7 protein-coding genes are annotated in these 13,246 nt (G+C 33.3%); 3 read left to right on the top strand and 4 right to left on the bottom strand.

Annotation, left to right across the window (positions count from 1 at the left end; translation table 11 throughout):
* Positions 1-240: 240 nt before the first annotated feature.
* The 3 genes from NNH57_RS18570 (at position 241) to NNH57_RS18560 (ending at position 6,746) form a co-directional block, all read left to right on the top strand.
* The gene (locus NNH57_RS18570) at positions 241-1,125 is read left to right on the top strand and encodes an ABC transporter ATP-binding protein (RefSeq protein WP_074405638.1); all 885 of its coding nucleotides are present in this window, start codon (positions 241-243) and stop codon (positions 1,123-1,125) included.
* Positions 1,122-4,724, top strand: coding sequence for a M1 family aminopeptidase (locus tag NNH57_RS18565; RefSeq protein WP_108808084.1), 3,603 nt, complete (start codon positions 1,122-1,124; stop codon positions 4,722-4,724). The genes NNH57_RS18570 and NNH57_RS18565 overlap by 4 nt, the downstream gene beginning before the upstream one ends.
* A gap of 504 nt (positions 4,725-5,228) precedes the next feature.
* Positions 5,229-6,746, top strand: a complete 1,518-nt coding sequence (locus NNH57_RS18560; RefSeq protein WP_108808085.1) for a carboxypeptidase-like regulatory domain-containing protein — start codon at positions 5,229-5,231, stop codon at positions 6,744-6,746.
* A 6-nt stretch (positions 6,747-6,752) separates the two neighbouring features.
* Here NNH57_RS18560 and NNH57_RS18555 read toward each other — a convergent pair whose 3' ends face one another.
* The 4 genes from NNH57_RS18555 to NNH57_RS18540 all read right to left on the bottom strand — a co-directional run bounded on the left by NNH57_RS18555 (position 6,753) and on the right by NNH57_RS18540 (position 13,192).
* Positions 6,753-7,271 (bottom strand): hypothetical protein, encoded by a 519-nt coding sequence (locus NNH57_RS18555; protein ID WP_108808086.1) that lies wholly within the window; start codon positions 7,269-7,271, stop codon positions 6,753-6,755.
* 143 nt (positions 7,272-7,414) lie between these two features.
* Positions 7,415-8,077, bottom strand: coding sequence for an ABC transporter ATP-binding protein (locus NNH57_RS18550; protein WP_074405642.1), 663 nt, complete (start codon positions 8,075-8,077; stop codon positions 7,415-7,417).
* 252 nt (positions 8,078-8,329) lie between these two features.
* On the bottom strand, positions 8,330-10,837 hold the full coding sequence (locus NNH57_RS18545) for an ABC transporter permease (protein WP_108808087.1): 2,508 nt from the start codon (positions 10,835-10,837) through the stop codon (positions 8,330-8,332).
* A 30-nt stretch (positions 10,838-10,867) separates the two neighbouring features.
* Entirely contained in the window at positions 10,868-13,192 is a 2,325-nt protein-coding gene (locus NNH57_RS18540) for an ABC transporter permease (protein ID WP_199915421.1), read from the bottom strand.
* Positions 13,193-13,246: the final 54 nt, after the last annotated feature.

The raw sequence follows: 13,246 nt of genomic DNA, 5'->3' as shown, positions 1-13,246 counted from the left end.
ATAATTTGGTACCTAAAGGTAATTTTACTTAAAAATATATCAAATCATGTAACAAAATCTTAACAAAGATTACTAATATTGAAATGAATTCGTCCTGACTTTTATTCTTTGTTATTAAGTAGAATAACCATAATCTCCTAATAAAGAGGTTATAAAATAATTAAGTAGCAAAGTGATAAATTTGCAATAAATAGAACAGGACAGAAAGAGTTTAATAATTTAACTGGCAAACTTGTAAATATGCTTACCATAAAGAATCTTAATAAAACGTATCCCAATGGGACACAAGCATTAAATGATGTTAATCTCACTTTGGAGAAAGGAATGTTTGGCCTGTTAGGCCCCAATGGTGCAGGGAAATCAACATTAATGAGAACTATCGCTACATTACAACTAGCAGATTTGGGAACTATTGATTTTGATGGAATTGATGTGTTTAAACAACCGGGGGAATTAAGAAAAGTATTAGGATATCTGCCTCAGGATTTTGGCGTTTACCCAAAGGTTTCTGCAGAAATGATGCTTAATCATATTGCAAAGGTAAAAGGTATTACCAATAGCCAGGAACGTAAAGGTTATGTTGCAGATTTACTAAATAAAGTAAATCTATATAAGTTTAGAAATCGCAATCTGGGTGATTTTTCGGGAGGAATGAGACAGCGTTTTGGTATTGCTCAAGCTCTTTTAGGGAACCCTAAACTAATTATTGTTGATGAGCCTACGGCGGGATTGGATCCCCTGGAGCGTAACCGTTTTCATAATCTATTAAGTGAGTTAGGTGAGAATGCTGTTGTTATTTTGAGCACACATATTGTAGACGATGTAACCAACCTATGTCAAAATATGGCTGTATTTAATGAAGGTAAAATATTGGTACAAGGTAATCCGCAAACATTGTCTGATACTCTAAATGGAAAAGTATACAGAAAACATATCGACAAATCTGAATTAGAGGCTTTTGAAAATGAATTTACTGTGCTATCGAATTACCTAAGAGGCGGGCAATTTTATGTAAATGTATATAGTGATGCTAATCCAGGAGAAGAATTTGAAGCGGTAAATAATGACTTAGAAGATTTCTATTTCTACTGTATTAACAGAAAAGAACAGGAGGCAACAATATGATAGAAATATTCTTATTCGAACTAAAGTACCGTTTAAAACGACCTGCTACCTGGATATATGTTGCTCTAGGGTTTACGATAGCCATTTTAATGTCTGTTTTTGAAAAATCGGTAACTGCTCAATTTGTCAATAGCCCCAATACGATAGCAGAGACCATGGGGCCTATATCGGTTATCTGTATTTTCTTTTATGCTGCGATTATGGGAGTTCCCATTTTTAGAGATAAAGATCATAAAACAGCACAAACGTATTTTACGTTTCCGATTACTCAAAAATCTTATGTTTTAGGTCGGTTTTTGGGTAGCTATGCTATGGTTACTTTACTCAATCTATCTGTTGTATTAGGTACCATGATAGGGTTTGGCTTTGGTGAGTATCTGGCACGTGCCGATTACGGAAATTATACCGATTTTAACCTGTCGTCATACCTTTTACCTTTTATATTCTTACTACAAATTAATGCATTAGTAATTGGCTCTTTGTTTTTTTGCTTAATGGCCTTTTTTAAGAAAATGCCTATTATCTATCTAGGCGGAATTTGCTTGTTTTTATTATATAGTATTTCGGGAGATTTTGTATCCAGTCTCGACAACCAATGGTTAACACCTTATCTAGATCCTTTTGGAAACAGAGCTTTTACTTTTGTTAAGAAATACTGGTCAATTAATGAGTTGAATACAAACCAACTACCAATATATGGTAGCTTTTTATTAAATAGAATGTTCTGGTTAGCCATAGGCTTACTATTCTTTCTCATTACTCTTTTCAGATTCGACTATAAGAAATTTTTACTTTCTGGTAAAAAAGGAAATAAAATAGAAAACGGTGAGTATACACCTTCACTAATCACGTCTATAACCCAAGTTTTTACCAAAAAAACAGAGTGGAACAATCTTTTTTCTCTTAGTAAAATTGAATTTTTATCTATTTTTAAAAGTCCTGTTTTTATTATTCTAATGATTATAGGAGTCATCTTTTCTGTGTTCAGTATTTACAATCTTAATGAAACTTACGGAACTCCGAATTTACCATTAACCCGATATGTTGTAATGTATATCAATGGTGTTATTTCTTTTTTTTCTATTATAATACTGGTTATCTATTCGGGAGAAGCTGTTCACAGAACAAGAAAAAATAAGACCTTTGTTTTTTATGATGCCTTACCTATTAGTGATTCTAGTTTATATTTTTCAAAAATAATATCGCTTATTGGTATCGCTTTTGTTCTTACGATTGTAAATATCATCATTGGTATTTTCTTTCAAACTTTTAACGGGTATTTTCAGTATGATCTGGGGATGTATTTTATCTATAATTTTGCTTTGGTATTTCCTGGTTTTTTAATGACCATCTTACTTTCTTTCTTTGTACATGTACTGGTAAATAATAAGTTTTTAGGTCATTTTATAGTTATTATCATCTATTTTGGATTACCTCTTTTGGTAGCGCTTGCTTTTAAAAGTACCAATCCTATGTATATGTTTACTGGTACTACACCAATTTTTCTAAGTGATCTTAATGGTTTTGGCCATTATCTTACAGGAATCACCTGGTTAAATATGTATTGGATTCTATGTACTACGATCTTGATGATCATAGGAAAAGTATTCTGGACTCGAGGTTTTTTTGCTACGGCCAAAGAGCGGTTATCGTTGGCCAAACAAAGGTTCACCCCCAAAACCATTGGAGTATTTGTAGTTACCGTAATGGCTTTTATCGCAGTTGCCGGGTATAGTTACTATAACCTTAATGTACTTAACACAATGGTTGCCGGCAACCACTTGGAAAAAATCAATGCAGATGCCGAAAAAAAATATGAAAAGTATATTGGCCAGGCTCATCCGCAAGTAACCGATCTAAAAGCATATATCGATATTTTTCCTGAAGACCGTAATATAAAGGCCAAAGGAGATTTCAAAATCATAAACAATTATGATTCTCCTATAGACACCTTATTGCTAGAGGTTCAATACCCGGGTTCTCATACCAGCCTGAAAAAAGTGATTTATAATGGTACTACCCTCTCGCCTGTGGTTACAGATTCTGTATACAGGATGTATTTTTATAAGCTTCCTAAAGCAATGCAGCCTAATGAGAAAGCTAATCTTACCATAGAAGTATTTTCAGAAACCAAAGGTTTCACCAATCGTATGGAGACCGAAATATTGCATAATGGATCCTTTCTTAATAATACTATATTCCCGAGATTTCATTATGAGCGAAGCCTGGTCGAAAATGGAGTGCGTGTAAAACACGGGCTAGAAAAACTCGATTATCTATACCCACCTCGAACGGACAGCCTGGCGCTAAAGAAAAATCTGTTTAATGAAGATGCCAATTACATTAATTTTGAAGCTATACTTAGTACGTCTGTAGATCAAACTGCTCTGGCTCCTGGTAAATTGGTAAAACAATGGCAAGAAAATAACAGAGCTTATTATCATTATGCCTTAGAATCAAAGACCGATCTGTTTTTTAATGTAGTATCGGCGAGATATGATGTAGAAAAATCCAGTTGGACTGCACCAAGTGGAAAAAAAGTGGATATCGAGATTTACCACTCTCCAAAACACAAGCGCAACCTGGAGCATTTTATCAAAGGGGTTAAAGTAGCGTTAGACTACTGCTCAACCAATTTTTATGAGTATCCCAACTCGGTAATCAGGATCGTTGAATTTCCTGCGCATTCGACATTTGCTCAGTCTTTTGTAACGACTATCCCCTATTCTGAAGATTTTGGGTTTGCCGCTAATTTTGATAAATCCGAAGATTTTAATTATGCATTTAGAGTGACCACTCACGAGGTAGCACACCAATGGTGGGGTCATCTAGTTACTCCTAGTAAAACATCTGGTGCCAATATTATATCTGAGACTTTGGCAGAATATTCCTCACTTATGACCATGAAGCATGAATATGGTGAAAACGGAATCAAAAACTTTCTTAAATATTCTTTAGATCGGTATTTACAAAGCAGAGCGTTTAGTTTTAAGCCAGAACGATCTTTAATAAATGTAGAAACAGGACCACATATCTGGTATGAAAAAGGATCTATGGTGATGTACGAACTTCAGGATCTTCTGGGTGAAGACAACGTGAATAAAGCTCTTAAAGGTTTTCTTAATGAGTATAGAGAGTATGAAAAAGGAGTGTATCCTACTTCAGAAAATCTATATGAAGCCATTTATAAAATAGCTCCAGATTCTTTAAAATACGCTGTAGAAGATGGGTTTACAAAAATAGTACTTTATGAAAATCGTGTTACTAGTGCTAAGACCAAAGCACTGGATAACGGTACATATGAAACCACTTTTACAGTAGATTCAAAAAAAATCTACTATGATAATACTGGCAAAGAAGAACGTACGGATGACACTACCAATTACATCGAGGTCGGATTATTTGGCGAAGATAGTATTGACGAACAAGAAGTACCCCTTAAAACTCCGTATTATTTAGAACGAAAATGGTTACAACCCGGTGAAAACACGTTTACTATTGTTACCGATAAAAAACCGATAAAAGCAGGTATTGATCCTTATAATAAATTAATCGACAGAAATTCTGGAGATAACTTAAGGCCTATAGAAGAAGAGTAATCTTAATCTATATGCCATTTAAAATCACGATCTGGAAGCGCTGTCTTGATCGTGATTTTTTTATTTGAGATCACCTATTGCTTTATATTTACATAAAAAAATGATGCAGTATATACTGCATCATTTTTGTGTTTACTCCAAGTCCTCCCTTTGACTTTACAATTTTGACACCATAAATTTACGGTAAAACCGTAAATTATGCAAATTAAGCTTGTCATTTTTTTAAGAATTATAGTATTCAGGATATAAAGATGATTGATATAACCCATACTATACAGGCTTTTAAGGCATTGCAACAAATATCTCCACTTAAGAGTATATTTCAATACTTAAAAAAATCACAATCAAGATACTAGTATCTTGATTGTGATTTTTTTAATTTGTAAATTCCTTTGTAACAAATGGTTCTTGTTTCAGTCTTCCTTTTGTTGGATGTATCAGGCAACTTTATACTCCAACATAGCGTCTTATATATAGGAACTTTATTGATCTAAATATCAAATTATGAACTATAATCAGGTAGTATCGGCTTTATTTTTATTCTTATCCATAGGTACTATGGTAACTGCTCAAACCATTACTTCTAAGGTAGTGGATAAAAAAACTAACGAGCCTATTCCCTATGCTACCATACAATTATCAGAAAATCAAGGAGTAATCACTAACGAAGAAGGAAGATTTAGCCTAAATCTAAATGGTGATCTTGCCAAAATTGACTCTATCTATATTTCCTCTATGGGGTATGAAAAAGTAGGTGTATCGGTAAAGAATGTAACCGATAGTATCATTTATATCCAACCCAAAGCAATAGAGTTAAAAGGTGTTTTTATTTCAAATAAAAATCTAACCGTAGACGAAATTATTGATAATGTTAAAGAACGAGTAGATCAAAATTATAATTTTGGGTTATCCAAAAGACGATTGTTTTTTAGAGAATCTGAGTTTAATACCGTAAAAAAATTTGATGTTAAGTTTAAAAAATCTACGATCAAAGAGCTTAATAAAAAACTGATCGATAGTGTAACCTCTATTCTTCCCAAAAGAGCAGAATATTATACCGAAATTTTATGTGATCTGTATGGTAATTTCGATAAGAGGAAACTTCATATTATAAAGGCCGCAGAACTCTATGACAAAAATAATAGGGTATCTATGGAAGCTGTAGCCGAACGTATGGAAACTATATTTAAGAAAAATGTAAAACCCAATTCTTACCTTAAAATAAAATCTGGCCTGTTTGGTACCAAGGTACAGGTCGATTCCCTGCTAGAAAATACCGAAGAAGCTTCTGTTGTTAAAGATGAAATCGATAATCAAAAGAAAAAAGACGACAAGAGTGAATTTTTAAAACATCGAAAATCTGGATTAGAAAGTTTGATGTCGAGCCTTTTCTTTAACGAAGATGTGATGTCTAATTTTTTGAACAAATCAGGCAGATATAATTTCGAACTTATCGATTACACCTATATGGATGATAACAGTGTATATATCATTAATTTTTCGCCAAAATGGAGAGCAGATTTTAAAGGCACACTATATGTTAATACTGAGGATTTTGCTATTGTTAGAGCCGATTATGAAAATGTAAAAAACCTTAGAAGCTTTAAACTCCTGGGAGTTATGTTTCAGGATAATTTATATCGTAATAAAGTGATTTTTTCTAAAGGACAAAACAACAAATACGACCTGAAATATCTTGAAATGCGTAGAGGAAATCGATTTGGTTTTGACCGTCCTCTAAAAGTGATCGAGAAAAATAAACATGTAAAAGGAAGACGTAAGCAAAATGAGCTGTCTCTGGCACTCGATGTGATTATGGCAAATGTAAATAAGTTCGAGATTGTTGTTTTTGACTCTAGCCCATTATCTGAATCTGATTACAAGGCCAGCACCGAAAATAAGAATATTAAACCAGAATACTTATCCAGATACAATCCAGAATTCTGGAAAGGATACAACATCATAGAACCAAATTCTGCTATAAAACAATTTACAGTTGCTCCCGAAGTAGATTCTGAATAATAGTTTTTAAAGTTGTTTATTCATTTCTGATGAGTACTCTTTACTTGAATCAGTATTGTTCATAGTCTTATTTATTTGTTTATGCATGTTTTTCAAAGAAATCAGCACTTGCTTGGCATTTTTATTTTCAAATGATAACAAGTGATGATTATTGATGATCAAATACTTTTCTAAGACCTTATCCTCATTTTCCATTTTTACTGTTACATAACTTGTCCTTTTTATTCTGAATGAGCGTGGATTTCTAATTTTTTCAAAAGAATACGTTTTTGAGGGTTTAAATTGTTTTTTTAATACCAGTTTGTCGTTTATGACCCGAGCATCACATGCATATATAAATTGACAAATAATTAGTGCTGTAATCCCTAAAACAAATGCCCCAAAAATTACCATTCCAATATCAAATTCTTTTTGCATAAATAAAAAAAACATGTAAGGGACACCTATTAAACACGCCAGAAGCTGTATGTAAATACTAAGAGTTGTCCAGTTCGATGATAATGTCATTTCTTTTTGTTCAGTCATAGTTTTTGATTATTCAGGTTTATTTGAAAACAAATATAGACTGAAGGTATTCTTGAAAATACCCTACTTCCAGTGAAATCTTAAAGAATCAATCAGACTTCGCTGGTTTTAAAAACCATCGAAGTTTGATTAAAACAAAATACTTACTCAATTTTACCATCTAATAAATTGATGACCCGAGAACCATATTCCATATTTTTTTCTGAGTGAGTTACTTGTATAATGGTTACTCCTTCTTTATTTAATTGCGTAAAAATTTCCATGATTTCTTCTCCTTGCTTAGAATTAAGATTCCCGGTAGGTTCATCTGCAAGGATCAGTTTTGGACTAGCAATAAGTGCTCTGGCAACACCTACTAATTGTTGTTGTCCCCCACTTAACTGAGAAGGAAAAAGATCTTTTTTACCCACAATATTAAAGCGATCCAACATATCTGCTACCAAAGATTTCCTTTCTGATGCATTGTGTTTTTTATATAATAATGGCATCTCAAGGTTTTCTTTTACCGTTAATTCATCAATCAGGTGATATGCCTGAAATACAAATCCTATATATTGCTTATATAGGTTCGCACGGTGTTTTTCTTTAAGTGAATGTACTTTTTCTTCCAGAAATGTATATTCGCCTTCATTAAAATCATCAAGCATCCCAATGATATTAAGCAAAGTAGATTTTCCTGAACCAGAGGGCCCCATAATTGAGATAAAATCTCCTTCGTTCACCCAAAAATTAATGTCTTTTAGTAAGAACACTTTCTGTCCTCCTGAGTGTACCCACTTTGATATATTTTTTAGTTGTAATAACATGTTTTATTTTTTTAGTTGTTTATGATATTTTAATCTGGATTTAAAATAGGGTATCTAAAAAGTCTTGCTTTTCGTTTCTACAAAGTACAAAGTAATCTATGTTTTTTAAGAATCAGGCGTTAGAAATACTTTGCGCTGTCTATCATGACATTTTATTGTTCTTTTTAGATACCCAGGTTTTAATTAGATTTATTTTTTAATTTTTAAAATAGACCTCACAGGTCTTTGAGACCTGTGAGGTCATAAATAATTCTATTCTGTCCTTAAATTTTTCACAGGATTTGTTGATGCTGCTTTAATGGTTTGAAAACTTACTGTTACCAACGTAATTACAAGTGCACTTATCGCTGCCACAATAAACACCCAACTATCTATTGGAGTCCTATACGCAAAATCTTTGAGCCACTCATCCACCAAAAAGTATGCAATAGGTGAAGCAAGAATAATAGAAATAAGAACCAGTTTTGTAAATTCTGAAGAGAACAAAAAAGCTAATTCTGATACCTTGGCACCCAGTACTTTTCTAATACTTAATTCTTTGATACGTTGCTCTGCCGTAAAAGCAGCCAGACCAAACAACCCAAGACATGCTATAAGCAATGCCATAACAGTAAATATACTAAGTATTACTCCCATTCTTTGTTCTGACACAAAAGTGTTTTCAAAATCCTGATCCATAAAACTATATTCAAATGGAACCGAAGGGTCTATTTGTGCAATATCATTTTTAACTCCATCAATCAATGTTTGAAGTTCACCAGGATTTTTAACCACTGCAGGATTAAGTTTCATCGAATAATAAGATAAGCCTGCACCATAATCCCAAACCTTATCATTTTGATGATGAATGATGACCAATGGTGCTATTTCTTGTTGTACACTATTAATATTAAAATCTTTAACTACGCCCATCACTTCAAATTCATCTTCGCTTCCAGAGGCTAAAGCCAGTATTTTTCCTATAGGAGAATCTGCATTATAAGATTCTTGATTACCCCACCCCAAGGCTTTAACTGCTTTTTCATTTAATATCACTTTATATTTATCATTGGGTCTTGACGAATCAAAATTTCTTCCGGTAACAAATTCTACTCCTAATACATCGAGATAATCTTCTTCTGTTCTTACATTTCTAAGTTGAACCACCTGATCATTAGCTCCCAGTGTTTTGTATCGATCCCCAGACCATATATTTGGCGGTAATCCAAATGATTTTCCAACTTTTGAGAAAGCAGGATTTGACAGAAGTTTTGTTTTAAGTGCTTCAGTATCAAAACCGATTTGCTCGATATTATGAATTTGTAGAATATTATCTTTCTCAAACCCTAAGTCTAAAGAGGAAGTATACACCAATTGCTTTTGTACAAATAAGGTACAAATGACCAGAGCAATAGAAATAGTAAACTGAAAGACAACTAATCCATTTCTAATTCCTTTCCCTTTAAATTTTGTGCTTATTTTTCCTTTAAGGGTTTCTATAGGTTGAAACATCGAAAGGTAAAACGCAGGGTAGCTTCCAGAAATTAAACCTAACCCTAGTACAAATAATAACACAATTGCCAGAAATATTGGGTTGCCTAAATATGGGATTAGTTCGAGCTGTACATCTGCAATTGTACTAAATATACCCAAAGAAAGTTGTACGAATATCAAAGCAAAAACAGTACCTATCAACACAAAGAGTGTAGATTCTATAACGAACTGTTTGATTAATGCTTTTCGTTTAGAACCTAAAACTTTCCTCACTCCTATTTCTTTTGCTCTCTTTGATGATCTTGCTGTCGAGAGGTTCATGAAATTGATACTGGATAATATAAGTACCAGTACACCTATTGCTCCGAATATTTGAACAAACATTGGATTTCCAGTTGGTCCAAAGGAATGAGTAGCAGGAGCTTCGGATAGGTATATTTCTCTAAGAGGTTGCAGGTATAATGTCCAGTCATGTCCTGCTGTAAATTCTTTAAACGTTTGATTAAAAATACGTTCTGTTGTAGGTGGCGCCCATTTTGGTGGAATGGCCTGAATTTTTTTGGTAAATGCTGCTATATCCGTTCCTTCTTTTACCAATCCATAGGTCGAAAATGCTGTCCAAATCCATTTCCAACCGTTTCTTTGCATCATTTCAGAATAACTTTTTAAAGAAACCAACATATCAAATTGAATATGTGATTTATAAGGAACATTATCAAGTACTCCTTTTACGGTATAGGTTTTCCATGAGTTATCATAATCTTTTACTTCTACTGTTTTTCCGATTGGATTTTCTGTACCAAAATAACGTTCTGCCGTTTTTTTTGTCATCACCATACTCATAGGTTCACTAAGTGCTGTATTAGAATCACCTTGTAAAAATTTAAAAGAAAACACATCAAAAAAGTTTTCTTCGACAGCAAAATATTGCTCTTCGCTATATAAATTTGCCTCTTCATTGTGATTAGATCTTACAATCTGTGCACCGGTCCTTAAAAGTCTGGTTACTTCTTCAAATTCTGGAGCATCTTCTCTTAATGCGATAGCTACATTGGGGCCTGTAGCCGAAGATATCTCATTCCAATCATCCCAAATATTGGGCTGATTAACTCTATAAATGCGATCTGCTTTGTCATGAAAAGTATCATAGGTCATTTCACTATGAATATATAATCCAATAATAAAACATGTGCCTATCCCAATACTAAGTCCAAGTATATTGAGAATAGTAAATTGTTTTTGCCTAATAGCATTTCTCCAGGCTATTTTGATATAGTTTTTAAACATAACTTTTGTTTTTTGATATTATGACTCTCCTTATTCTTCTTTTAATCCATCTACAGGGTTTTTATTTGCCGCACCTATTGCTTGTGATCCGACTGTAAGCAAGGCAACAAATAAGGCTATACAACCGGCACCTATGAAGTACCATCCTTTTAAAGGGATTCTATATGCAAAACCTGAAAGCCAATTACTCCCCAGTACATATGCTACTGGGACTGCAATACCTATTGCTATCAAAACTAACTTGGTAAACTCCCCAGATAACATCATAGTAATCTGAGAAGCGCTTTGTCCTAATACTTTTCTAATACTAATCTCTTTTCGTCTTCGCTCTGCCGTGTGCCTAGCCAAACCAAACAGACCTAAACAGGAGATTAAAATGGCTAAACCAGCAAAATATTTAGATAGTGAAACCACCTGTTGTTCTGATGCATATTGTGCCTGAAAATCTGCATCCAAAAATCTATGTTCAAATACATATCCAGGATTAAACTTAGCATAAGAAGCTTTAAGTTTAGCTAAGGTTTCTTTTTCTGTTCCACCAGCAATTCGAACTACAAATTCTAAATTGGATCTATTATTATTTAATCTAAAAAACATAGGGTGTACAACTTCTCGAAAAGATTGAAAGTGAAAATCATTTAAGACTCCAATAATACTATACTGTGTTGATCCGTAGCGTATCGTTTTTCCTATTGGATTTTCTATGCCCATCATCTTTATGGCAGTTTCGTTAAATACTATTGCAGCACTGTCTGCAGGAAACTGTCTAGAAAATGATCTTCCTTCTTTAAGTTTCATATCCATCGTCTCTATAAAATCATGACCGATACGAAGTTCTTTAAAACGAGATTGACGTTCTTCTTCATTACCTGTCCAAACTAATCCTCCGGTGGTATTAATGTTTGTACCTATGATATTTTGACTAGTCATGGCAGCATTGACCACGTTTGGGACTCCTTTTAATTCTTCTAAAAAAGCCTCTGCATTTTGTCTTAGGTGGCCCTCTTGCCTAAAATAAACAACATTGTCTTTATCCATTCCCAAGTTTTTGGATTGTACATAAGCCACTTGTTGAGAAACTAATAAGACCGCTATAATCAAAATAATTGATAATGAAAATTGAAATATCACTAACCCTTTTCTAACCCATACTTCTCCCCATGAATTTTTTAATTGACCTCTTAAAATGGTTACTGGTTTAAAGCGTGAAAGGTGTAATGCGGGATAACTTCCTGCCAATATTCCTGTAAAAAGAGCAATCAATAAGAGTAAACCAAAAATCAAAGGGTCAAAACTTAAGGATAGTGCTTTACCAGTAATTATATTAAACTGTGGGATAAAAAGAAATACTACTAAAAGTGCCAACAATAAAGAAATAAACGCAGTCATCACTGATTCTCCAAAATACTGTGTGATAAGTGTAGTTCTTTTGGATCCTAATGCTTTCTTAACTCCTATTTCTTTTAAACGCCTTGATGCATTTGCTGTAGAAAGATTCATAAAATTAATACAAGCTATGATCAAAATAAATAATGCAATACAGGAAAAGAGGTATATATAATTCATACGCCCAGAGACCTGTTTTCCATTTTCAAAATTACCGTATAGATAATTAGATGAATATTTGGTCATTATAAGGTCTGCTGTGACATCCTTATTCTGTAGCTTTGAGAAGTTTTCAATTTTAGCAGCAAATTCTTCTACATTTGTTCCTTCATTTAGTAAAATATAGGTTATCGGGTTATTATTGACCCAATCATTTTTTTCGCCATTATGTATAATTCCTTTTTTATAGGTAGCTAAGGGTAATATAAAATCGAATTGAGTTGTTGAATTAGAAGGAATATCTTTAAAAACACCACTCACTTGATGTTTTTCTAACATCCCCATTGCATCCCATTCGATTACTTTTCCTATAACTCTATCTAGAGAACCAAAAAGTTGATTCGCCAGAGATTCTGAAATCACAATCGAATTAGTTCCTTCAAGTACCTGATCTTTATCTCCTTGTATCAAAGGATAAGAAAACATGTTAAAATAGTCTTTGCCTGCAAATACACCACCCGTCTTTATAACTTTGTTATTTACATGAAGTGGTACCTTAGCAAATTGTGCAGGCACTGTTTGAGATACTGCATATTTTACCTCGGGTAATTTATTGGTCATTGTTTCTGCCAAAATGTTTGGAGTCCAATTAAGGACTCTAGGGCCTTCTCGGCTTTCAAACTTATTCCAAACCTGATACAGATATTCATCATTTTCATGAAATCTATCTACTTGAATCTCATCTAATACCCAAAGTGCAATCAAAAATACACAGGCCAATCCTGAAGATAACCCTATGATGTTAATCAAAAAAGTGCTTTTATGTTTTTTGATATTTCTAAAAAAAAGTATAAGGTTCTGTCT

Source organism: Aquimarina spinulae (assembly GCF_943373825.1).
Lineage (GTDB): Bacteria > Bacteroidota > Bacteroidia > Flavobacteriales > Flavobacteriaceae > Aquimarina > Aquimarina spinulae.
The sequence above is the reverse complement of the archived record's forward strand: the minus strand, read 5'-3'. Positions and strand labels throughout refer to the sequence as shown.

Coding starts and splice junctions, on each gene's coding strand:
- NNH57_RS18545 (WP_108808087.1), bottom strand. CDS start 10,837: ATGTTTAAAAACTATATCAAAATAGCCTGGAGAAATGCTATTAGGCAA.
- NNH57_RS18560 (WP_108808085.1), top strand. CDS start 5,229: ATGAACTATAATCAGGTAGTATCGGCTTTATTTTTATTCTTATCCATA.
- NNH57_RS18570 (WP_074405638.1), top strand. CDS start 241: ATGCTTACCATAAAGAATCTTAATAAAACGTATCCCAATGGGACACAA.
- NNH57_RS18565 (WP_108808084.1), top strand. CDS start 1,122: ATGATAGAAATATTCTTATTCGAACTAAAGTACCGTTTAAAACGACCT.
- NNH57_RS18555 (WP_108808086.1), bottom strand. CDS start 7,271: ATGACTGAACAAAAAGAAATGACATTATCATCGAACTGGACAACTCTT.
- NNH57_RS18550 (WP_074405642.1), bottom strand. CDS start 8,077: ATGTTATTACAACTAAAAAATATATCAAAGTGGGTACACTCAGGAGGA.